Source organism: Enterobacter mori (assembly GCF_025244905.1).
GTDB lineage: Bacteria > Pseudomonadota > Gammaproteobacteria > Enterobacterales > Enterobacteriaceae > Enterobacter > Enterobacter mori_A.
Genome location: NZ_CP104285.1, coordinates 1,290,764 through 1,313,316, shown reverse-complemented (window position 1 = coordinate 1,313,316; position 22,553 = coordinate 1,290,764). Strand labels below are relative to the sequence as shown.

Below are 22,553 nucleotides of genomic sequence, written 5' to 3'. Positions count from 1 at the left end.
GAGAATTTGTCATGAGTCGTAAACAACTGGCCCTGCTCGAACCGACGTTAGTTCGTCAGGCCCTCATGGATGCGGTGAAAAAACTGAGCCCACGCGTGCAGTGGCACAACCCGGTGATGTTTATCGTCTGGATAGGGAGTTTACTCACCACCGCGCTGGCAGTTGCGATGGGTACGGGGCATCTTCCGGGTAATGCACTCTTTACCGGTGCCATCAGCCTGTGGCTGTGGTTTACCGTACTGTTTGCCAACTTCGCTGAGGCGCTGGCGGAAGGCCGCAGTAAAGCACAGGCTAACAGCCTGAAAGGGGTCAAAAAAACCGCCTTCGCGCGCAAATTACGTGAACCTAAATACGGCGCGCAGATGGACCACGTTCCGGCAGATGAACTGCGTAAAGGCGACGTGGTGCTGGTCGAGGCCGGTGACATTATTCCCTGCGACGGGGAAGTTATCGAAGGGGGCGCATCGGTTGACGAAAGCGCCATTACCGGGGAGTCCGCGCCGGTTATTCGTGAGTCGGGCGGTGATTTCGCCTCCGTCACGGGCGGGACGCGCATTCTCTCCGACTGGCTGGTGATCCAGTGCAGCGTCAACCCGGGCGAAACCTTCCTTGACCGGATGATCGCCATGGTGGAGGGCGCGCAGCGTCGCAAAACGCCGAACGAGATTGCCCTGACCATTCTGCTGGTCGCCCTGACTATCGTTTTCCTTTTGGCAACCGCCACCCTGTGGCCTTTTTCGGCCTACGGCGGCACGGCGGTCAGCATCACCGTACTGGTGGCGCTGCTGGTGTGCCTGATCCCAACCACCATCGGCGGCTTGCTGTCTGCCATCGGCGTGGCCGGGATGAGCCGTATGCTGGGCGCGAACGTTATCGCCACCAGCGGACGTGCCGTTGAAGCCGCCGGTGACGTGGACGTCCTGCTGCTGGATAAAACCGGGACCATCACCCTCGGCAACCGCCAGGCTTCTGATTTCTTACCCGCTCCCGGCGTGGATGAGAAAATGCTGGCGGACGCGGCGCAGCTCTCCTCTCTGGCCGATGAAACCCCGGAAGGCCGCAGCATCGTGATTCTGGCTAAGCAGCGTTTTAACCTGCGCCAGCGTGACGTGCAAAGTCTGCATGCCACTTTCGTCCCCTTCACCGCGCAGACCCGCATGAGTGGGATTAACATTCAGGACCGAATGATTCGTAAAGGCTCCGTTGACGCCATCCGTCGCCATATCGAAGCCAACAACGGTCACTTCCCGCCTGAAGTTGACAAACTGGTCGAAAGCGTCGCCCGACAGGGAGCCACGCCGCTGGTGGTGGCGGAAGGCTCGAACGTGCTGGGCGTGATTGCCCTGAAGGATATCGTTAAGGGCGGCATCAAAGAGCGCTTTGCTCAACTGCGCAAAATGGGCATCAAAACGGTGATGATCACCGGGGATAACCGCCTGACCGCTGCCGCCATTGCCGCCGAAGCAGGCGTGGATGATTTTCTTTCTGAAGCGACGCCGGAAGCGAAGCTGGCGCTGATCCGCCAGTATCAGGCGGAAGGCCGTCTGGTGGCGATGACCGGGGACGGTACCAACGATGCTCCTGCCCTGGCGCAGGCCGACGTGGCGGTGGCGATGAATTCCGGCACGCAGGCGGCAAAAGAGGCGGGCAATATGGTTGACCTTGACTCTAACCCGACCAAGCTGATTGAGGTAGTACACATCGGGAAACAGATGCTGATGACGCGCGGCTCGCTGACCACGTTCAGCATCGCCAATGATGTGGCGAAATATTTCGCCATTATCCCGGCGGCGTTTGCGGCAACCTATCCGCAATTAAACGCGCTGAACGTGATGCACCTGCACTCCCCGGCATCGGCCATTCTTAGTGCGGTTATCTTTAACGCCCTGATCATTGTCTTTCTTATTCCGCTGGCGCTGAAAGGGGTGAGCTATAAGCCGCTGACGGCGGCCGCCATGCTGCGCCGCAACCTGTGGATTTACGGTCTGGGCGGGCTGGTTGTGCCCTTTATCGGTATTAAGGTTATCGACGTGCTCCTGACGCTGTTCGGACTGGTCTAAAAGGTGAATCAAATGACGATGTTACGTCCCGCTATACTGTTATTTATTCTGCTGTCTCTTATTACCGGCGGGCTGTACCCGCTGGTGACCACCGCGCTGGGTCAGTGGTGGTTTGCCGATCAGGCTAACGGCTCGCAGATTATCCAAGACGGAGAATCCCGCGGTTCACGGCTGATTGGTCAGAACTTTACGGATGCCCGTTACTTCCAGGGGCGCCCTTCCGCCACCGCTGAAAGCCCGTATAATCCGATGGCATCAGGCGGCAGTAACCTGGCTGGCAGCAATCCTGAGCTGGATAAAGCCGTTGCCGAACGCGTTGCCGCCCTGCGCGCCGCCAACCCGCAGGCTAGCCGTGACGTTCCCGTAGAACTGGTGACCACCTCGGCCAGCGGGCTGGACTACAGCCTGACGCCACAGGCGGTGGCATGGCAAATTCCGCGCGTCGCTGCGGCCCGTCAGTTGACCATTAAGCAGGTGAGCCAGCTGGTCGCTGAGCATACGCAAAAGCCGCTGGTCAGCTTCATCGGCATGCCAGTAGTAAATATTGTTGAGCTGAATCTGGCGCTGGACGCGCTAAGGAAAAACTAAATGACCGACGAGCCCATGCGCCCGGATCCGGACAGGCTGCTTGAACAGACGGCTGAAGCCCATCGCGGCAAACTGAAAATTTTCTTTGGCGCCTGCGCAGGCGTCGGGAAAACCTTCGCCATGCTGACGGAAGCCCAGCGGCTTCGGGCGCAGGGGCTCGATATTCTCATCGGCGTGGTGGAAACCCATGGTCGTAAAGAGACAGCGGCGCTGTTGAAAGGACTTGCCACGCAGCCGCCACGCCGTATTAGCCATCGTGGACGGCTGGTCACGGAGTTCGATCTCGATGCCGCCCTCGCCCGCCGTCCTGCACTTATCCTGATGGACGAACTGGCACACAGCAATGCACCAGGCTCGCGTCACCCAAAGCGCTGGCAGGATGTCGAGGAGCTGCTGGAAGCGGGCATTGATGTTTTCACTACCGTGAACGTTCAGCATCTGGAAAGCCTGAATGATGTGGTGAGCGGCGTCACCGGCATTCAGGTGCGAGAGACAGTGCCCGATCCCTTCTTTGATTCAGCAGATGAAGTGGTGCTGGTCGACCTGCCGCCGGACGACCTTCGCCAGCGCCTGCACGAAGGTAAAGTGTATATCGCAGGCCAGGCCGAGCGCGCCATCGAACATTTCTTCCGTAAAGGCAACCTGATTGCCCTGCGCGAACTCGCCCTGCGCCGTACAGCCGATCGCGTTGATGACCAGATGCGCGCCTGGCGCGACCTGCAGGGGCAAGAACGCGTCTGGCACACCCGCGATGCCATTCTGCTGTGCATTGGTCATGGTAGCGGCAATGAGAAACTGATCCGCACTGCCGCGCGCCTCGCCGCAAAGTTTGGCAGCGTCTGGCATGCGGTGTATGTCGAAACGCCGCAGCTCCATACGCTGCCGGAAAACCAGCGTCGCGCTATTCTGAGTTCGCTGCGCCTGGCGCAGGAGCTGGGTGCCGAAACCGCCACCCTTTCCGACCCTCAGGAAGATAAAGCCATCCTGCGCTACGCGCGTGAGCATAACCTGGGGAAAATTGTCATTGGTCGTCGCCAGCACCGCCGCTGGTTTAGCCGTGAATCCTTCGCCGATAAGCTGGCCCGCCGCGCGCCGGACCTGGACCTGGTGATCGTCGCGCTGGATGATAAACCCACCCCGCTGCCCAACCGCGCACCGGATGCCCGGACGTTTAATGAGAAATGGCGCATTCAGATCCGCGGTTGTCTGGTTGCCGTGGTGCTCTGCGCCCTGATAACGGTGATTGCCAGCCAGTGGCTGATCGCCTTCGATGCTGCCAACCTGGTGATGATCTACCTGCTCGGCGTGGTGGTGGTGGCGCTCTTCTACGGACGCTGGCCGTCTGTGCTGGCGACGGTCATCAACGTTGTCAGCTTCGATCTTTTCTTCATTGCCCCGCGCGGAACGCTTGCCGTGTCCGACGTGCAGTACATTCTCACCTTTGGCGTGATGCTCACCGTCGGGCTGGTGATCGGTAACCTGACGGCGGGTGTTCGCTATCAGGCGCGTATTGCCCGCTACCGGGAGCAGCGCACGCGTCATCTGTACGAAATGTCGAAATCGCTGGCGGTAGGCCGCACGCCGCTGGATATTGTCCAGACCAGCGAGCAATTCATTCGCTCTACGTTTAACGCCAGTAACCTTATCTTGCTCCCGGACGAGCATGGCAACCTTCGTCCGCTCACCTCCGCCTCCGGCATGACGCCCTGGGATGAAGCCATCGCGCGCTGGAGTTTTGATAAAGGACTGCCCGCAGGCGCAGGAACCGATACCCTGCCAGGCGTGCCTTATCAGATCCTGCCGCTACGCAGTGCGGATAAAAATCAGGGGCTGGTTATTGTTGAGCCAACCAATCTGCGCCAGCTGATGATCCCTGAACAGCAACGCTTGCTGGAAACCTTCACCCTGCTGGTTGCCAGCGCGCTCGAACGACTGGCACTCACCGCCAGCGAAGAGCAGGCGCGGCTGGCAAGCGAGCGCGAAAGCATCCGTAATTCATTACTGGCGGCGCTCTCTCACGATCTGCGCACCCCCCTCACCGTGCTGTTTGGTCAGTCTGAGATCCTGACGCTGGACCTGGCTGCTGAAGGATCAAAACATGCGATACAGGCCAGCGAAATCCGCCAGCATGTGCTGAATACCACGCGGCTGGTGAATAACCTGCTGGATATGGCGCGCATTCAGTCTGGCGGGTTTAACCTCAAAAAAGAGTGGCTCACGCTGGAAGAGGTCGTCGGGAGCTCGCTGAAAATGCTGGAGCCAGGCCTGGGCGGTCGCCATATCGCATTGAACATGCCTGAACCGCTGACGCTAATTCACGTTGATGGCCCCCTGTTCGAACGTGTGCTGATTAACCTGCTCGAAAATGCCGCTAAATATGCGGGGGCGAAAGCACAGATTGGCATTAATGCCACGGTGAACGCACAAACGCTGCAGCTGGAAGTCTGGGACACCGGGCCGGGAATTCCGGTTGGGCAGGAAAAGGCCATTTTCGAAAAATTTTCGCGCGGTAATAAGGAATCGGCGATACCCGGTGTTGGGCTGGGTCTCGCTATTTGCGAAGCGATTATTGAGGTGCATGGCGGCACCATTTCGGCAGAGCACCGTCCGGAAGGCGGCGCACATTTTTGTGTTACACTTCCACTTGATACCCCACCAGAACTTGATGAATTACCAGAGGATTTGTGATTAACGTCCTGATTGTTGAAGATGAGCTCGCCATAAGCCGATTTCTGCGCACCGCGCTGGAAGCCGACGGCCTGCGCATTCATGAAGCAGGTACACTTCAACGGGGGTTAATTGAGGCCGCTACGCGCAAGCCGGACCTGGTCATCCTCGATTTGGGGCTACCTGATGGGGATGGTATCGATTTTATCCGAGAGGTTCGTCAGTGGAGCCAAATGCCCATTCTGGTACTTTCTGCACGAACGGAGGAAGCGGATAAAATCGCCGCGCTGGATGCTGGCGCAGACGACTATCTTATCAAGCCCTTTGGCATTGGTGAGTTGCAGGCCCGGCTTCGCGTCGCATTGCGTCGTCATAGTGCCACGACACCTTCCGACCCGGTATATACCTTCGGTGACGTTCAGGTCGATCTTGCCGCTCGACGCATCACCCGGGCAGAAGAAGAGATCCACCTCACGCCTATCGAGTTCCGCCTGCTTGCCGTTTTACTCAACAATCATGGCAAGGTGCTGACTCAGCGCCAGCTGTTAAGCCAGGTCTGGGGACCCAATGCCGTCGAGCATAGTCACTATTTACGCATTTATATGGGGCACCTTCGACAAAAACTTGAAGTTGACCCCGCGCGTCCTCGCCATTTATTAACTGAAACCGGTATCGGTTATCGGTTTATGATTTGAATAACTATTCAAATTTATTCCAAATAAAAAAACCACCTTCCCAAAATAGACCTAAAAATAATCCAAACGTTATTTTACGGATTATTTTCGCCTGATAAAACATCAAACAAACACAAAATTAACACACAATCAACAAAACAGCATTTTGATCTGCGTTATTCATCAAAAACGACTAATTATTTGTGAAATGATCGGTTAACGGTGATCTCCTTCACAGTTAATCGTCCTTTCCTGGATAAAATGACCATGCTTTCAATTACTGAAAGGAAAATGAACATGGAAAACAATAATCGTTTAATGCCCCATATAAGGCGAACAACGCATATCATGATGTTTGCCCACCGCAACTGCTTCGACTTTCATCTCTTTAACGCCCGGTAGTCCTTCGACTTCTGGCGCATCTGCTTACAGGTCATCCTGAAACATCCTGTTTTACAGGCGCTTGCCTGTGAACACGTGCGCTCATGTCTCTGGATCCAGAAATCTCCGCAACCGGGCGGACTGGATTGCATTTAACAAAAACAATTAACTGATTTTTATCAGCGACCACGCTTTGCTTTTGTTTTCCGGAAAATATCGATTTCTGCCTTGTAAGAAATCGAGGGACTACTATTACCTAAAATAACGAGTGAACGATGAAAAGTTTAAAAATTGCCGTCAGCCGTTCCTGCCCGGATTGCTTTACGACCCACCGCGAAATAGTGGATACCAGCGCCTGTGATTATATTGACGTTGCCGCCGTGGTACTGGCCGTCAGCGATATTTTCACTGGTGCAATAGAAGAAATAGACGCGACGGGATTTGGCATCCCGGTATTTATTGCCACCCATAAAGAAGAAATTGTTCCGGCAGAGTTTCTGTCTCGTATTCACGGCGTTTTCGAGTGCTCAGACACCAGCAGTGATTTCTACGGACGCCAGCTGGAAGCGGCTGCACTGAAGTACGAAACACAGCTTCGTCCCCCCTTCTTCCGCGCCCTGGTCGATTACGTCAAACAGGGCAACAGCGCGTTCGACTGCCCCGGGCATCAGGGAGGACAGTTCTTCCGCCGCCATCCAGCCGGTAATCAGTTCGTCGATTTCTTTGGTGAGACGCTTTTCCGCTCCGATCTGTGTAACGCTGACGTCGCAATGGGCGATCTGCTCATTCATGAAGGCGCGCCGTGCATCGCCCAGCAGCATGCGGCAAAAGTCTTTAACGCCGATAAGACCTACTTCGTGCTGAACGGGACATCATCGTCAAACAAAGTGGTGCTAAACGCCCTGCTCACCCCGGGCGACCTGGTGCTGTTCGACCGCAACAACCACAAATCTAACCATCACGGTGCCCTCCTCCAGGCTGGCGCAACGCCGGTTTATCTGGAAACCGCGCGCAACCCGTACGGCTTTATTGGCGGCATTGACGCCCACTGCTTTGAAGAGAGCTACCTGCGCGAGCTGGTGGCAGAGGTGGAACCGGGCCGCGCGCGCGATGTGCGTCCGTTCCGTCTGGCGGTGATCCAGCTGGGTACCTACGATGGCACCATCTATAACGCCCGTCAGGTGGTGGATAAGATTGGGCATCTGTGTGATTATATCCTGTTTGATTCCGCCTGGGTGGGTTACGAGCAGTTTATTCCGATGATGGCCGACTGCTCTCCGCTGCTGCTGGAGCTGAACGAAAACGATCCGGGGATCCTGGTCACCCAGTCCGTACATAAACAGCAGGCCGGCTTCTCGCAGACCTCGCAAATCCATAAGAAAGACAGCCATATCAAAGGGCAACAGCGCTATGTCCCGCATAAGCGGCTGAATAATGCCTTTATGATGCACGCCTCCACCAGCCCGTTTTATCCGCTGTTCGCTGCGCTGGACATCAACGCCCGTATGCATGAGGGCCAGAGTGGCCGCAACATGTGGATGGACTGCGTGGTGAACGGTATCGAAGCGCGCAAGCTGATTCTGGAGAACTGCCAGTATCTGCGCCCCTTCGTGCCGGTAACGGTGGATGGCCGTCCGTGGGAAAGCTGGGACACGGCAGAAATTGCAACCGATCTGCGCTTCTTCCACTTCGTGCCGGGTGAACGCTGGCACGCCTTTGAAGGCTACGCTGAGCACCAGTATTTTATCGACCCGTGCAAGCTGCTGCTGACCACGCCGGGCATCAACGCCCGCACCGGGGAGTATGACGACTTCGGCGTGCCCGCCACTATCCTCGCCAACTTCCTGCGTGAAAACGGCATCGTGCCGGAAAAATGCGATCTCAACTCGATTCTGTTCCTGCTCACGCCTGCGGAAGATATGGGCAAACTGCAACAGCTGGTGGCGCAGCTGGTACGCTTCGAAAAACTGCTCGAGAGCGATGTTCCGCTGAAGGAGGTTCTGCCTTCTCTCTACAAACAACATCCGGAACGTTACGCAGATTACACCCTGCGCCAAATCTGCCAGGAAATGCACGACCTGTATGCTCGCCACAATGTGAAACAGCTGCAAAAAGAGATGTTCCGCAAGTCTCACTTCCCGCGCGTCATGATGAACCCGCAAGAGGCGAACTATGCCTATCTGCGCGGTGAGGTCGAGCTGGTTTCACTGCGTGACGCAGAAGGCCGTATCGCCGCTGAAGGGGCGCTTCCTTATCCACCGGGGGTGCTGTGCGTTGTGCCGGGTGAAGTCTGGGGCGGTTCCGTGCTGCGCTACTTTGCCGCGCTGGAAGAAGGCATCAATCTTCTGCCGGGCTTCGCGCCGGAGCTGCAGGGCGTGTACGTCGAGGAGTGCGACGGTCGAAAACAGGTTCGCTGCTACGTCATTAAACAACCTGCCGCTCAGCCATCTCTGCTGAAAGGAGAAAAATTATGAGCAAGTCCAATAAGATGGGCGTGGTACAACTCACCATCCTCACCATGGTCAACATGATGGGATCCGGGATTATCATGCTGCCCACCAAGCTCGCAGAAGTGGGTACCATTTCGATTATCTCCTGGCTGGTAACTGCAGTCGGATCGATGGCGCTGGCGTGGGCGTTTGCCAAGTGCGGGATGTTCAGCCGCAAGTCGGGCGGCATGGGCGGCTATGCCGAATACGCATTCGGTAAATCCGGAAACTTTATGGCGAACTATACCTACGGGGTCTCGCTGCTGATCGCCAACGTGGCGATTGCCATCTCCGCGGTGGGTTACGGTACGGAACTGTTTGGCGCGATGCTCAGCCCGGTACAAATAGGGCTGGCGACCATCGGGGTGCTGTGGATCTGCACCGTCGCTAACTTTGGCGGCGCGCGCATCACCGGACAGCTCAGCAGTATCACCGTCTGGGGCGTGATTATCCCGGTAGTCGGTCTGTGCATCATCGGCTGGTTCTGGTTTAGCCCGACGCTGTACGCGAATTCCTGGAACCCGCACAACGTACCTTTCTTTACCGCTGTTGGGTCATCCATCGCCATGACGCTGTGGGCCTTCCTCGGCCTGGAATCCGCCTGCGCGAACGCGGAAGTGGTAGAGAATCCGGAGAAGAACGTGCCGATTGCGGTACTCGGCGGCACCCTGGGTGCGGCGGTGATCTATATCGTTTCGACGAACGTGATTGCGGGCATTGTGCCAAACATGGATCTGGCCAACTCCACGGCACCGTTCGGGCTGGCCTTCGCGCAGATGTTCACGCCTGAGGTCGGGAAAGTGATCATGGGGCTGATGGTCATGTCCTGCTGCGGCTCGCTGCTCGGCTGGCAGTTCACCATCGCACAGGTGTTTAAATCCTCGGCTGATGAAGGTTACTTCCCAAAAATCTTCTCCCGCGTGACCAAAGCGGATGCGCCGGTGCAGGGCATGCTGGCGATTGTTATCTTCCAGAGTGGTTTGTCGCTGATGACCATCAGCCCGTCGTTGAACAGCCAGTTTAACGTGCTGGTCAATCTGGCGGTGGTGACCAACATCATCCCGTATATTCTCTCGATGGCGGCGCTGGTGATTATTCAGAAAGTCGCGAAGGTGGATCCGCGCAAGGCGCGAGCGGCCAATATCGTGGCGTTGATTGGGGCAATCTACAGCTTCTATGCGCTCTACTCATCCGGCCAGGAAGCGATGCTCTACGGGGCGATGGTGACCTTTATGGGCTGGACGCTGTACGGTTTGGTGTCACCACGGTTTGAATTGAAGAATAAGCACAGTTGAAAAAAAGCCCGGTGGCGCTAGCGCTTACCGGGCCTACGATCGTTGTTGTAGGCCGGGCAAACGCAGTGCCGCCCGGCACACAAACCGCACTTACGCGTTTTTCAGCACTTCGCTGACAATTTCTACCGCTTCTTTCTCAATCTGCTGACGATGTTCAGCGCCGAGGAAGCTCTCGCAATAGATTTTGTACGCATCTTCCGTACCGGATGGACGCGCGGCGAACCAGCCGTTCTCGGTCATCACTTTCAGGCCGCCGATAGACGCTCCGTTACCCGGCGCCGCCGTCAGGCGCGCGGTGATCGGATCGCCCGCCAGGGTGCTTGCGCTGACCATCTCCGGAGAGAGTTTGGACAGCGCGGCTTTCTGTGCAGAGGTCGCACCAGCCTGAATGCGGTTATAGCTTGGCGCGCCAAAACGCTCCGCCAGCTCGTTGTAATGTTCCTGCGGGTTCTTACCGGTGACTGCGGTGATTTCCGCCGCCAGCAGACACATGATGATGCCGTCTTTATCGGTTGACCACGGCGTGCCGTCGAAGCGCAGGAAGGACGCGCCCGCGCTCTCTTCACCGCCGAAGCCGAAGCTGCCGTCGTGCAGACCGTCAACGAACCATTTGAAGCCCACCGGCACTTCCACCAGCTTGCGGCCCAGCGCATCGACCACGCGGTCGATCATCGCAGAGGAGACCAGCGTTTTACCGACAGCTACCTCTTTGCCCCACTGCGGACGGTGCTGGAACAGGTAGTTAATGGCGACAGCCAGGTAGTGGTTCGGGTTCATCAGCCCGGCAGGGGTGACGATACCGTGACGGTCATAATCCGGGTCGTTAGCAAACGCCAGATCGAATTTATCGCGCAGCGCCAGCAGGCCGGCCATCGCGCACTCGGAGGAGCAGTCCATGCGGATCGCGCCGTCTTTATCGAGGTGCATAAAGCGGAAGGTCTGATCGACATGATCGTTTACGATGGTCAGATCCAGCTTGTAATGCTCTGCAATGCGTTTCCAGTATTCAATACCGGAGCCGCCCAGCGGATCTACACCCAGCTTCAGACCGGCTTTCTGGATGGCCGCCATATCGACGATATCCGCCAGCCCTTCCACGAACGGCTGAACCAGATCCTGCTCTTTCACATGACCGGACGCCATGGCGGCATCCAGAGAAATACGTTTAACGCCTTTCAGATCGTCGGCTAACAGGGCGTTCGCACGGTCTTCCACCACTTTGGTGACGTTGGTGTCTGCCGGGCCACCGTTAGGCGGATTGTATTTAATGCCACCGTCGTCTGGCGGGTTATGAGATGGCGTAATGACGATACCGTCAGCCTGTGCGCCACCTTTTTTGTTGTGCACAAGGATTGCGTTAGAGACCGCAGGCGTTGGCGTGAAACCGTTGTTCTCCTGAACAATCACATCCACACCATTCGCTGCCAGCACTTCCAGTACGGAAATAAACGCCGGTTCAGACAGGGCGTGAGTATCTTTCCCTACGTAGCATGGACCGGTGACGCCATTTTTGGTGCGCTCTTCCGCGATGGCCTGGGCAATGGCCAGAATGTGCGGTTCGTTAAAGCTATGGCGCGCCGCACTGCCGCGGTGACCAGATGTACCAAACTTCACTGCGTGTTCTGCGTTGCCCACGACCGGCTTCAGTACGTAATACTGCGCAGTCAGTTGAGCGACGTTAATCAAATCGCTTTGTTGTGCAGGTTGGCCTGCACGGCTGTGATTTGCCATTGCCTGGTCCTTTTGATGCAAGGGTTAAATTGTACCGCAAACCTTTTCAATCAATTCCGCCGGGAACTGCATGGACTGCATGATATGTTCAACCATGCTGCACTTGCGGCCCGTATTGGTATTGGTGATGACCCAGTACGGTGTGCCAGGGACATGTTTAGGTTTGGTTTGATTGCCATTTTGCAGCAGCGTCTGTTCGTCGCCCGCGAAATAGACACGGGTGCGACCGTGCAGCGACTCGGTCGCTTCAGCAAACGCGTTGTTATCCAGTGAATGAAGTGTAGACAGCACCAGCATAAAGCGGTTAACCGCCTTTTTCTGCTCTGCATATTCATCAGACAGCAATAGTTCACGTACTGCGCGCACTTTATCCTTTGCCGGTATCACGGCAGGTTTTGCTTGTGCAACAACGCTCGGCTGAGACACGACATCTTTTGTGACAGGGGTAGCAGGCTGTGAGGCGGCGGAAATTTTAAGCATACGCCGTAAAATGTCGGACGCGCTCTCCCCGATATGCCGCGTCTGGCTGGCAATAAACTGATAGAGTTCGTCATCAACTTCGATTGTTTTCATCTTAATCCAGTGCGATATCTTATCTGAATACAAGTCGTTGGGATTATAAGGTCAAATCCCAACAGCGGATAGCGTCAAACCCGGCAGGCGGCAAAAGTCAGATTAAACTGGATCCTTGCAGCCGGGCGGCAGAATGGTCAACATGATACCCTAACCTGACATACGTAAAAAAAGAACTTTGCCATGAAATTGAATACCCGAGCGCAATCTGCACAATCGCCGAACAATAATTCTCCCATCGTACTGGTTCACGGGCTGTTTGGTAGCCTGGATAACCTGGGCGTGCTGGCGCGCGATCTGGTTTCCGACCACGATATTTTTCAGGTTGATATGCGCAATCACGGTCTTTCCGGGCGTTCCGACGAGATGACCTACGCGGCGATGGCGCAGGATCTGCTGGATACGCTGGATGCACATAGCCTGCAAAAGGTAACGCTGATCGGGCATTCCATGGGTGGCAAAGCGGTGATGGCCCTGACGGCGCTTGCGCCAGAGCGTATCAACGGGCTGATTGTCATTGACGTCGCGCCTGTGGATTACAACGTCCGTCGTCACGATGAGATTTTCGCCGCTATTAATGCGGTCACAGACGCGGGTGTCGCGACGCGCCAACAGGCTGCCGCCGTGATGCGTGAGCATCTGGATGAAGAAGGCGTCGTGCAATTCCTGCTGAAGTCATTCGTCGACGGGCAATGGCGTTTTAACGTGCCGGTGCTCTGGGAGCAGTACAATAACATCGTGGGCTGGGAAACCGTCCCCGCGTGGCCACACCCTACCCTCTTTATTCGCGGCGGAAATTCTCCTTATGTTACCGATGCCTACCGCGACACGCTCCTGGCCCAATTCCCGCAGGCCCGAGCCCATGTGATCGCCGGTGCCGGGCACTGGGTTCACGCCGAAAAACCGGACGCTGTACTGCGCGCCATTCGTCGCTATCTCTCTGATACTGCAAATTGATTAAAAAGAGAGCGACTGGAAGGTTGTGGGCTTCCAGTCGTTGGCGTGCCGTTTTCGGTGATGTATGATGGCGCGCTTATCGCCCGGGCATTAGCAGGGCGGCGTATTTCCCCCGAAGTCTCAGAATCATGGCCAAAGAACAAACGGACCGTACGACACTAGATCTGTTCGCGAATGAGCGTCGACCGGGACGACCGAAAACGAATCCGCTCTCGCGCGATGAACAGCTGCGTATTAATAAACGCAACCAGCTTAAACGCGATAAAAATCGTGGGCTTAAGCGTGTCGAACTGAAGCTGAACGCCGATGCTGTCGATGCACTGAATGAGCTGGCCGAGGCGCGTAACATCAGCCGCAGCGAACTGATTGAAGAGATGTTAATTACTCAACTTGAGACATTGCGCAGCAAGGCATAAGTCTGAAAATCCCCTTTATGACCCTTTTCATGTAGCACAGAGTGCAGTCCTGCGCGATAGCAGTTTCCGCGGGGTTGCCTGTTCTGCTATTATTGCCCTTATCCGTGGACAAATTGCGCCACCATACCATTAAGTTTCAAGAGGTTATTTTACTCATGGCAATCATCGGCATTTTCTTCGGCAGTGATACCGGCAATACCGAAAATATCGCAAAAAACATTCAAAAACAGCTCGGTAAAGACGTTGCCGATGTGCACGACATCGCCAAGAGCAGCAAAGAAGATCTCGAAGGCTATGACATCCTGCTGCTGGGTATCCCGACCTGGTACTACGGTGAAGCGCAGTGTGACTGGGACGATTTCTTCCCAACCCTGGAAGAAGTTGACTTCAACGGTAAGCTGGTCGCGCTGTTCGGTTGTGGCGACCAGGAAGACTACGCAGAATACTTCTGTGACGCATTGGGCACCATCCGCGACATTATTGAACCGCGCGGTGCTGCTATCGTGGGCCACTGGCCAACGGCGGGTTACCACTTTGAAGCCTCTAAAGGCCTGGCAGATGACGACCACTTTGTCGGCCTGGCCATCGACGAAGACCGTCAGCCGGAACTGACCGCTGAACGCGTTGAGAAATGGGTTAAGCAGGTTCGCGAAGAACTGAACCTCGACGACATTCTTAACGCCTGATTTCACGGTGGCGCAACTCCGGTTGCGCCCGTTTACCAGGTAAAACCGATTAAATTAATTGCTACAAACTTTTAACTTTTTCGTTCAGACCTGTACAATATCCCCCTGGTAAAAAGTGGATGCCATCGAACAAGTTTGTTGGTGATACCACGTTTTTATAAGCATACTTTGCTTGAGACTTGCAGTTTTCATTTAGCCATGGCAGTTCTATAATGAGACGCAATATCCCAAGTGCATTTTCTGTCACTTCTTCTTTAGAAGTGAATCGTTTAGCAACAGGACAGATTCCGCATGACTGACAACAATACCGCATTAAAGAAGGCTGGCCTGAAAGTAACGCTTCCTCGGTTAAAAATCCTTGAAGTGCTTCAGGGGCCAGACAATCACCATGTCAGTGCGGAAGACCTCTACAAACGTCTTATCGACATGGGTGAAGAGATTGGGCTGGCAACCGTGTATCGTGTGCTGAACCAGTTCGATGACGCGGGCATTGTTACCCGTCATAACTTCGAGGGCGGTAAATCCGTTTTCGAGCTGACCCAGCAGCATCATCACGATCACCTGATCTGCCTCGATTGTGGCAAGGTTATTGAATTCAGCGATGATTCCATCGAATCACGCCAGCGTGAAATCGCCGCTCGTCATGGGATTCGCCTGACCAACCACAGCCTGTACCTGTACGGTCATTGTGCTGAAGGCGATTGCCGCGAAGACGACCACGCGCACGACGCGAAATAATATCGTGTTTATACTCTGAGCCAGCCGTAAGGTTGGCTTTTTTTTTGCGCAAAAAAGCCCGGTGGCGCTGCGCTTACCGGGCCTACGGGCTATGACACCTTTGTAGGTCCGGTAAGCGCAGCGCCACCGGGCGTAAAGCAACTTATTTATTGTTACTGCGAATCTCGCTCCAAATCTTATCGCAACGCTTCGCCACTTCCTGATCGTTACCGGTTTTACGCGCCTGAATGCAGGCCTGGTAATCCATCACGCGGACGTTTTCCTGCGTCGCAAACTGCTCATGCGCTTTCTCTTTCTTCAGCACGTTCAGCACGCTCTGGCAGGCTTCGATTTTCTCCGGCGACCCTTCCGCTGTATTGATACAGGCGCTATAGGCCTCCTTCAGGCGGGAATCTTCTTTTGGTGCCTCAGTCTGAGCACACGCCACCAGCCCTGATGCCAGCAACGCGACGATTACGATTTTTTTCATCATGTGCAGTCTCCATACCGGCGGGACATTGCCCACCGGTGTGTTCATCAGAAGATAGTGAATGGCGCGATGACCATGAATTTCACGTCACGTTCATCCTGGAAGATGTTGCCGTAACCGCCCGCGTAGCTCGGGATATCGGAGTGGTTGTCATACTGCGTGAAGTGCAGTTTGAACATCGTCCCTTTTGCACGTCCATCCTGCAGGGTGTAGATCGCATCCAGGCTGTAAGAAGACTCTTTCAGACGATAGTTTGGATCGTAGTACGCGTCCGGTGTCGCCATATCTGCAGGTTTTGCGTCCCAGGCGTAAGCGTAAGATGCCCCCACAGCCCAACCCGGCAGGTTCCAGTTTTTCAGGTCATACATTGCACCGAAGAACACGGCTTTTTCGCCGTCGGCGTTGAAGTCAGAGCGGTTATCCCACCAGATATCGAGACGACCATTTGAGGACGCATAGGTTGGCGTCATACGCTGCAGGAAATAGCCCTGCTGCCCTTCAGCCTTCACCCATGTCCCTTCCAGACGTAAATCAACCTGGCCCACTTTGTAGCCGAAGGTCAGCGCCTGCAGCCATGCAGTGCCGTCATAGATATCGTTAACGGTGCCATTGCTGGCTTTATCGCGCGTGCCGTAGAACTGGTAGCTGGTGCTCAGCGGGCTGCCTGCAATATCAAATTTGTAGCTGGCTTTAGCAAAATACTGATCGATATAACCTTCCGCCTGACCAAATGCAGCTTCCAGGACCAGATCGTTTTTGAAGTCGTATTTCGCGCCCAGCGAGTGGAGGTAATCGACTTTGGTTTTCTTATCGTTCTGGTAGAACTTGTCCATCTCAATGTGCCACGGTGCTTTGTACTCGTTGGTCCACATATAGGAGAAGCTCAGCGCACCCGCATCGCCGTAGTCAAAGTTAGCCCCGGCCTCCGCGCCCTGGTAGGTACCCGGCATAAAGCTCCAGTGCGGCGCTAACAGTGTTTGACCGGTTGGCTGAATATAGCCCCCACGTGCCCACACCGGGCCGTATTTGAATTTCGCTGCTGCCTTGTACAGGCTGACACCGCTTTTATCGCCAGACCAGTCTTCTTTATACGCTTTGTTACTGGAGGAGAAGGCGATTTCGTTCGGGTGTCCGCTGTCGCCGTTTTCAGCCATTTCAATGGCGGTGAAGGCAGCAATATCCAGACCGAACATATCCGCGGCATAGCCTGACTGGAAGTCCAGGTTAGCGTTCCAGGTGGAGTGAGAAAGGTTGGTTTTGTATTTGTCTTCAGTGACGTCTTTACGGTCACGCTCACGCTGCCAGTAATAAATACCGCCCGTGAGGGTAGAATCTTCGATGAAACCCGCGGCCTTTGCCTCTGGTGCTACCACCAGGCCCGATATTGCTGTCACACCGGCGATAGCCAGCGCCAGCGCACTACGTTTGCCACTGAACGTACGCATAGATTATTCCTCTTTGACGAATTAAAACGCCTCAACGGCGAAAATATAAAAGACCAAAAGGTCAGGGGTAGTTAGAAATACCCTCGAATTAACTACCGCCTTTAGGTTATTTTTCGCGACGCGAATTATCAATGCTTTTCCGTGGGCAAAAGTCAGGATTATGACGAAGTGCACATAATTCGTAGTGCTTTGTAACATTTAGAGGAGAGCGAGGATTGGCGGGGAAATATCAGAAATTTCAGCGGGTAGCGCAGGCACTTACTGTTTATTTTTCATCCTTTTTGTATTTCGGAGAAGTACAAACTTTTTTTAGAAAAATAAGTAGCACCACATTGACCTAATATTTTAGCGGCTTATCTTTAAGCCCTGGCTTAATACCATGATCATAAATAAAAAAAACGCCGCAATAAGCGGCGTTTGTCTCTCCTTGACCAGAGCAGCAATATTATTCGCCGATCTTAGCCCAGGTGTCACGCAGGCCGACGGTACGGTTAAATACCGGTTTTTCTGCGGTGCTATAACGGCTGTCCAGGCAGAAGTAACCTTCACGCTCGAACTGGAACGCTTTACCCGCTTCAGCCGCTTTCAGGGACGGCTCAGCGTAACCCTGCCTGATAACGAGTGATTCCGGGTTAATGGTCGCCAGGAAATCTTCAGCCGCGCCTGGGTTAGGCACGCTGAAGAGACGGTCGTACAGGCGGATTTCGACAGGCAGCGCATGCGTCGCGCTCACCCAGTGAATAACGCCCTTCACCTTACGACCATCAGCAGGATCTTTACTCAGCGTTTCTGCATCGTAAGAACAGAAGATGGTGGTGATGTTACCTTCTGCATCTTTCTCAACGCGCTCAGCTTTAATCACGTACGCATTACGCAGACGGACTTCTTTACCCAGCACCAGACGCTTGTACTGCTTGTTCGCTTCTTCGCGGAAGTCAGCACGATCGATCCAGATCTCGCCGCTGAACGGCACGTCGCGGGTGCCCATCTCCGGCTTGCTCGGATGGTTAGGCATAGACACCAGCTCGCTCTCGCCCTGCGGGTAGTTTTCGATAACCAGTTTAACCGGGTCGATCACCGCCATCGCGCGCGGAGCGTTTTCGTTCAGGTCTTCGCGAATGCAGGACTCCAGAGATGCGATCTCAATGGTGTTGTCCTGTTTGGTGACACCAATACGTTTGCAGAACTCGCGGATAGACGCGGAGGTATAACCACGACGGCGCAGACCGGAGATGGTCGGCATACGCGGGTCATCCCAGCCTTCAACGTGCTTGTCGGTCACCAGCAGGTTCAGCTTACGCTTGGACATCACGGTGTATTCCAGGTTCAGACGAGAGAACTCGTACTGACGCGGATGCACAGGAATGGTGATGTTATCCAACACCCAGTCGTACAGACGACGGTTGTCCTGGAACTCCAGCGTACACAGAGAGTGCGTAATGCCTTCCAGCGCATCGCTGATGCAGTGGGTGAAGTCGTACATCGGGTAGATGCACCACTTGTTACCGGTCTGGTGGTGTTCCGCAAACTTGATGCGGTACAGCACCGGATCGCGCATCACGATGAACGGAGACGCCATGTCGATTTTGGCACGCAGACACGCTTTGCCTTCTTCGAAGCCACCGGCACGCATTTTTTCAAACAGCGCCAGGTTCTCTTCCACGCTGCGATCGCGGTATGGGCTGTTTTTGCCCGGCGCGGTCAGCGTACCGCGGTACTCACGGATCTCATCTGCAGACAGTTCGTCAACGTACGCCAGACCTTTGCCGATCAGTTCAACCGCGTAAGCGTACAGCTGATCGAAATAGTCAGAGGAGTAGCAGATATCGCCAGACCAGCTGAAACCCAGCCATTGCACGTCGTTCTTGATGGACTCAACGTATTCGATGTCTTCTTTTACTGGGTTAGTGTCATCGAAACGCAGATTGCACTGGCCCTGATAGTCTTGCGCAATACCAAAGTTCAGGCAGATAGATTTTGCATGCCCAATATGCAGGTAGCCGTTCGGCTCCGGCGGGAAGCGGGTATGAATTGTGGTGTGCTTACCACTGGCCAGATCTTCATCGATGATCTGACGAATAAAGTTACTCGGGCGGGCTTCTGCCTCACTCATCGTGGATTCCTCAAAGCGTAAACAACGTATAACGGCATATGATCTTATAACCCGGACGTAGTGACAACCCTTAAAACGTCTCTTGAGAAAATAATGGGGGCATTTGCTGCAAAAAAAAAGCGGCGGAGGATACCCCCCGCCGCTTAAGGCATGACTCTACTCAGGAGCGATTACTTGCCTTTAATCTCATACAGTGGCGTTTGGCCCGCAACCACCTGACCTTTCGCCTGCAGAACCAGACCGCTGAAGTCGTCGATGTTGCTGCACACCACTGGGCTTATCATGGAGCGCGCATTGGCGTTCAGGAAGTCCAGATCCATTTCCAGAATCGGCTGGCCTGCCACCACTTCAGCGCCCTCTTCCACCAGGCGAGTAAAGCCCTGGCCGTTCAGCGCAACGGTATCGATACCCATGTGGACAACGATCTCCGCGCCTTTTTCAGTTTCGAGGCAGAACGCGTGGTTAGTGTTGAAGATTTTCACGATAGTACCGGCTGCAGGAGACACAACGGTTTTGTCCGTTGGCTTCACGGCTACGCCATCACCCACCGCTTTACTGGCGAACGCTTCGTCAGGGACCTGCTCAAGGTCTACCACATCACCGGTGATCGGAGAAACCAGCGCAGCAACCGTCACTGCGTTAGGAACCGCTTGCGGCTTCGCGACCGGGGCAGCAGCCGTCGTCGCAGGAGCGCTGTCGGCTGATGCCGCCGCTACCGGGCCACGGGCTACCACTTTCTTCATTTCGTCACCGATGGATTCCGCTTTGGCACCCACGATGACCTGGATAGTTTGTTTGTTCAGTTTTACCACGCCCGATGCACCCAGGCGCTTACACATCGCATCGCTTACCTGCGCGGAGTCACCCACGGTGAGACGCAGACGAGTAATACACGCATCGATGGCTTTCAGGTTGTCTGTCCCGCCAACAGCGGCAATATAGCTGGTCGCCAGCTGGGTCAGACCTTCTTCGGTATTGCTATTGGCTTCGCTGGTAACCACGTCATCTGTAGCATCTTCGCGACCCGGCGTTTTGAGGTTAAACATACGAATAACCGCAGTGAACAGCACGAAGTAGATAACGAAGAAGATCAGGCCCATCACCATCAGCATCCAGACGTTGCTGCTTGCCGCCGGCAGGTTGTACATCAACACATAGTCGATTGCGCCTGCGGAGAAAGAGAAGCCAGCGTGGATACCCAGAAGAGTGGCAACAAACAGGCTGATACCGGTAAGCACCGCGTGCATCAGGTACAGCAGCGGAGCCAGGAACATGAACAGGAATTCCAGCGGCTCAGTTACGCCAGTCAGGAAAGCGGTAATCGCAACAGACAACAGCATACCGCCAACCATTGGACGGCGCGCTTTCGGCGCAGCCAGGTACATTGCCAGCGCCGCGCCCGGCAGACCAAACATCATGATTGGGAAGAAACCGGACATGAACATGCCCGCGGTGCCGTCCCCCGCATAGAAGCGGTTGATATCACCGTGGAATACCGCACCTGCCGCGTTGGTGAACTCACCAATCTGGAACCAGGCGATGGTGTTCAGTACCTGATGCAGGCCGGTTGGGATCAGCAGACGGTTGATGAAACCGAAGATGCCCGCCCCCATTGCGCCCGCAGACACGATCCACTCGCCGCCCGCATGGATAGCATGCTGCACCGGCGGCCAAACGTAACCAAAGATGGCGGCCAGAACCAGACAGAAAAAGCCCGTCGCAATCGGCACAAAACGTTTGCCACCGAAGAAGCTCAGGAAGTCTGGCAGCTTAATGTTCGCCCAGCGGTTATATACCGCACCACCGACCAGACCGGTAATGATACCCGCCAGGACACCCATGTTGATTTCAGGGTTGATGGTGACCATCGCTTTCGTGAGGATAAAGTAACCCACAGCCCCTGCCAGTGCCGCAGCACCAGCACTGTCTTTTGACCAGCTTGACGCCACGCCGATGGCGAAAATCAGCGCCAGGTTGTCAAAAATTGCGCCGCCTGCCTGGGCAATAAACGGCACGTTAAGAAGATCGGGTTGCCCGAATCGCAGCAGCAGCGCTGCAACCGGTAGCACGGCGATAGGGAGCTGCAAAGCCCTACCGAGGCGCTGGAAAAAACCTAAAATATTCATCCTATTCCCCCTACGAGACCCTTTGTTAAGACTCGCGCATAAACTATGTTTTTATTGTGTCACGAACGATAGATACAGTTGATGATTCACTGGCAGTGTGAGTGTGTGAAAAATTAATTCGTATCGCAAATTAAACACCTATTTTTTGTGATTATTGTCACCAAATATCGTATTGAACCCTCCCTTTCACTGGCTAACAGCGAAAACTTATTTTATCATTCAAAAAATCAAGACGGATGGATCCGGCCTGAAAGGTTCCAGGTTACGCTTAGTTCAGGTTGCACTAATCATCCGCCCACTTTTACTTAAACTTTAGAGGTGAATAATGAGACTGATTCCCCTGGCAACAGCTGAACAAGTCGGAAAATGGGCTGCACGCCATATCGTTAACCGCATCAATGCGTTCAAACCTACCGCCGATCGTCCTTTCGTTCTTGGCCTTCCAACCGGCGGCACGCCGCTGACTGCATATAAAGCTCTGGTTGAAATGCACAAAGCGGGCCAGGTTAGCTTTAAGCATGTTGTGACGTTCAACATGGACGAATATGTTGGCCTGCCAAAGGAACATCCGGAAAGCTACCATAGCTTCATGCACCGCAATTTCTTTGATCACGTTGATATCCCTGCTGAAAATATTAACCTGCTAAATGGAAATGCGCCTGATATTGACGCAGAATGCCGTCAGTACGAAGAAAAAATCCGTTCTTACGGTAAAATCCACCTGTTCATGGGTGGCGTGGGCAACGATGGCCATATCGCATTCAACGAACCAGCGTCTTCTCTGGCTTCCCGTACCCGTATTAAAACGCTGACCCATGACACCCGCGTGGCAAACTCCCGTTTCTTTGACGGCGACGTGAACCAGGTTCCGAAATACGCCCTGACCGTTGGCGTAGGCACCCTGCTGGATGCCGAAGAAGTCATGATTCTGGTACTGGGCGGCGTGAAGGCGCAGGCCCTTCAGGCGGCCGTTGAAGGCAACGTTAACCACATGTGGACCATTAGCTGCCTGCAGCTGCATCCTAAAGCTGTTGTCGTGTGTGACGAACCGTCCACCATGGAACTGAAGGTTAAAACGCTGAAATACTTTAACGAGTTAGAAGCAGAAAACATCAAAGGTCTGTAATTGAATAACCGCCACTGTC

The 22,553-nt window shown here is 54.6% G+C and carries 18 protein-coding genes; 12 read left to right on the top strand and 6 right to left on the bottom strand.

Annotated elements, in window-relative coordinates; genetic code table 11:
• The first annotated feature begins 11 nt into the window (after positions 1–11).
• The 7 genes from kdpB (at position 12) to potE (ending at position 10,154) form a co-directional block, all read left to right on the top strand.
• Positions 12–2,060 carry a potassium-transporting ATPase subunit KdpB gene (kdpB, locus tag N2K86_RS06155; RefSeq protein ID WP_260660838.1) on the top strand — a complete coding sequence of 683 codons (2,049 nt, stop codon included), beginning with the start codon at positions 12–14 and terminating at the stop codon, positions 2,058–2,060.
• Positions 2,061–2,072: 12 nt separating this feature from the next.
• Positions 2,073–2,648: a potassium-transporting ATPase subunit KdpC gene (gene kdpC, locus N2K86_RS06150; RefSeq protein ID WP_260660837.1), complete on the top strand. Its 576-nt coding sequence runs from the start codon at positions 2,073–2,075 to the stop codon at positions 2,646–2,648.
• Positions 2,649–5,336 carry a two-component system sensor histidine kinase KdpD gene (kdpD, locus tag N2K86_RS06145; protein WP_260660836.1) on the top strand — a complete coding sequence of 896 codons (2,688 nt, stop codon included), beginning with the start codon at positions 2,649–2,651 and terminating at the stop codon, positions 5,334–5,336.
• Positions 5,333–6,010: a two-component system response regulator KdpE gene (kdpE, locus tag N2K86_RS06140; RefSeq protein WP_260660835.1), complete on the top strand. Its 678-nt coding sequence runs from the start codon at positions 5,333–5,335 to the stop codon at positions 6,008–6,010. The genes kdpD and kdpE overlap by 4 nt, the downstream gene beginning before the upstream one ends.
• A gap of 276 nt (positions 6,011–6,286) precedes the next feature.
• Complete coding sequence (gene speFL, locus N2K86_RS06135) at positions 6,287–6,391, top strand: leader peptide SpeFL (protein ID WP_003858645.1); 105 nt, start codon at positions 6,287–6,289, stop codon at positions 6,389–6,391.
• A gap of 254 nt (positions 6,392–6,645) precedes the next feature.
• Entirely contained in the window at positions 6,646–8,844 is a 2,199-nt protein-coding gene (gene speF / locus N2K86_RS06130) for an ornithine decarboxylase SpeF (RefSeq protein WP_260660834.1), read from the top strand.
• A complete protein-coding gene (potE, locus tag N2K86_RS06125; protein WP_260660833.1) occupies positions 8,841–10,154 on the top strand; it encodes a putrescine-ornithine antiporter in 1,314 nt (437 codons plus the stop codon). The genes speF and potE overlap by 4 nt, the downstream gene beginning before the upstream one ends.
• 90 nt (positions 10,155–10,244) lie before the next feature.
• Here potE and pgm read toward each other — a convergent pair whose 3' ends face one another.
• On the bottom strand, positions 10,245–11,885 hold the full coding sequence (gene pgm / locus N2K86_RS06120; RefSeq protein WP_260660832.1) for a phosphoglucomutase (alpha-D-glucose-1,6-bisphosphate-dependent): 1,641 nt from the start codon (positions 11,883–11,885) through the stop codon (positions 10,245–10,247).
• Between the two features lie 24 nt (positions 11,886–11,909).
• Entirely contained in the window at positions 11,910–12,458 is a 549-nt protein-coding gene (gene seqA, locus N2K86_RS06115) for a replication initiation negative regulator SeqA (protein ID WP_260660831.1), read from the bottom strand.
• A gap of 183 nt (positions 12,459–12,641) precedes the next feature.
• On the opposite strand from seqA, the gene ybfF reads away from it, so the two are divergent.
• The 4 genes from ybfF to fur all read left to right on the top strand — a co-directional run bounded on the left by ybfF (position 12,642) and on the right by fur (position 15,255).
• Positions 12,642–13,415 (top strand): esterase, encoded by a 774-nt coding sequence (gene ybfF, locus N2K86_RS06110; RefSeq protein WP_260660830.1) that lies wholly within the window; start codon positions 12,642–12,644, stop codon positions 13,413–13,415.
• Between the two features lie 128 nt (positions 13,416–13,543).
• Entirely contained in the window at positions 13,544–13,831 is a 288-nt protein-coding gene (gene ybfE / locus N2K86_RS06105; protein WP_010428654.1) for a LexA regulated protein, read from the top strand.
• 155 nt (positions 13,832–13,986) lie between these two features.
• Entirely contained in the window at positions 13,987–14,517 is a 531-nt protein-coding gene (gene fldA, locus N2K86_RS06100) for a flavodoxin FldA (protein WP_003858653.1), read from the top strand.
• A gap of 291 nt (positions 14,518–14,808) precedes the next feature.
• The gene (gene fur / locus N2K86_RS06095) at positions 14,809–15,255 is read left to right on the top strand and encodes a ferric iron uptake transcriptional regulator (protein ID WP_010428651.1); all 447 of its coding nucleotides are present in this window, start codon (positions 14,809–14,811) and stop codon (positions 15,253–15,255) included.
• Positions 15,256–15,397: 142 nt separating this feature from the next.
• Here fur and chiQ read toward each other — a convergent pair whose 3' ends face one another.
• The 4 genes from chiQ to nagE form a co-directional block, all read right to left on the bottom strand.
• Entirely contained in the window at positions 15,398–15,724 is a 327-nt protein-coding gene (gene chiQ / locus N2K86_RS06090) for a ChiQ/YbfN family lipoprotein (RefSeq protein WP_260661637.1), read from the bottom strand.
• Positions 15,725–15,771: 47 nt separating this feature from the next.
• Positions 15,772–17,169, bottom strand: coding sequence for a chitoporin ChiP (gene chiP, locus N2K86_RS06085; RefSeq protein WP_260660829.1), 1,398 nt, complete (start codon positions 17,167–17,169; stop codon positions 15,772–15,774).
• A 445-nt stretch (positions 17,170–17,614) separates the two neighbouring features.
• Positions 17,615–19,282 (bottom strand): glutamine--tRNA ligase, encoded by a 1,668-nt coding sequence (gene glnS, locus N2K86_RS06075; RefSeq protein WP_260660828.1) that lies wholly within the window; start codon positions 19,280–19,282, stop codon positions 17,615–17,617.
• A gap of 170 nt (positions 19,283–19,452) precedes the next feature.
• Positions 19,453–21,408 carry a PTS N-acetyl glucosamine transporter subunit IIABC gene (nagE, locus tag N2K86_RS06070; RefSeq protein ID WP_260660827.1) on the bottom strand — a complete coding sequence of 652 codons (1,956 nt, stop codon included), beginning with the start codon at positions 21,406–21,408 and terminating at the stop codon, positions 19,453–19,455.
• A 325-nt stretch (positions 21,409–21,733) separates the two neighbouring features.
• On the opposite strand from nagE, the gene nagB reads away from it, so the two are divergent.
• Positions 21,734–22,534, top strand: coding sequence for a glucosamine-6-phosphate deaminase (gene nagB, locus N2K86_RS06065; protein WP_010428635.1), 801 nt, complete (start codon positions 21,734–21,736; stop codon positions 22,532–22,534).
• Positions 22,535–22,553 lie beyond the last annotated feature (19 nt).

What these genes read in the sequence shown, in the direction of transcription:
- chiP (WP_260660829.1), bottom strand. Translation starts at nt 17,169, where the DNA reads ATGCGTACGTTCAGTGGCAAACGTAGTGCGCTGGCGCTGGCTATCGCC.
- potE (WP_260660833.1), top strand. Translation starts at nt 8,841, where the DNA reads ATGAGCAAGTCCAATAAGATGGGCGTGGTACAACTCACCATCCTCACC.
- pgm (WP_260660832.1), bottom strand. Translation starts at nt 11,885, where the DNA reads ATGGCAAATCACAGCCGTGCAGGCCAACCTGCACAACAAAGCGATTTG.
- kdpC (WP_260660837.1), top strand. Translation starts at nt 2,073, where the DNA reads ATGACGATGTTACGTCCCGCTATACTGTTATTTATTCTGCTGTCTCTT.
- ybfE (WP_010428654.1), top strand. Translation starts at nt 13,544, where the DNA reads ATGGCCAAAGAACAAACGGACCGTACGACACTAGATCTGTTCGCGAAT.
- kdpB (WP_260660838.1), top strand. Translation starts at nt 12, where the DNA reads ATGAGTCGTAAACAACTGGCCCTGCTCGAACCGACGTTAGTTCGTCAG.
- kdpD (WP_260660836.1), top strand. Translation starts at nt 2,649, where the DNA reads ATGACCGACGAGCCCATGCGCCCGGATCCGGACAGGCTGCTTGAACAG.
- fur (WP_010428651.1), top strand. Translation starts at nt 14,809, where the DNA reads ATGACTGACAACAATACCGCATTAAAGAAGGCTGGCCTGAAAGTAACG.
- speF (WP_260660834.1), top strand. Translation starts at nt 6,646, where the DNA reads ATGAAAAGTTTAAAAATTGCCGTCAGCCGTTCCTGCCCGGATTGCTTT.
- glnS (WP_260660828.1), bottom strand. Translation starts at nt 19,282, where the DNA reads ATGAGTGAGGCAGAAGCCCGCCCGAGTAACTTTATTCGTCAGATCATC.
- fldA (WP_003858653.1), top strand. Translation starts at nt 13,987, where the DNA reads ATGGCAATCATCGGCATTTTCTTCGGCAGTGATACCGGCAATACCGAA.
- nagE (WP_260660827.1), bottom strand. Translation starts at nt 21,408, where the DNA reads ATGAATATTTTAGGTTTTTTCCAGCGCCTCGGTAGGGCTTTGCAGCTC.
- chiQ (WP_260661637.1), bottom strand. Translation starts at nt 15,724, where the DNA reads ATGAAAAAAATCGTAATCGTCGCGTTGCTGGCATCAGGGCTGGTGGCG.
- speFL (WP_003858645.1), top strand. Translation starts at nt 6,287, where the DNA reads ATGGAAAACAATAATCGTTTAATGCCCCATATAAGGCGAACAACGCAT.
- nagB (WP_010428635.1), top strand. Translation starts at nt 21,734, where the DNA reads ATGAGACTGATTCCCCTGGCAACAGCTGAACAAGTCGGAAAATGGGCT.
- ybfF (WP_260660830.1), top strand. Translation starts at nt 12,642, where the DNA reads ATGAAATTGAATACCCGAGCGCAATCTGCACAATCGCCGAACAATAAT.
- seqA (WP_260660831.1), bottom strand. Translation starts at nt 12,458, where the DNA reads ATGAAAACAATCGAAGTTGATGACGAACTCTATCAGTTTATTGCCAGC.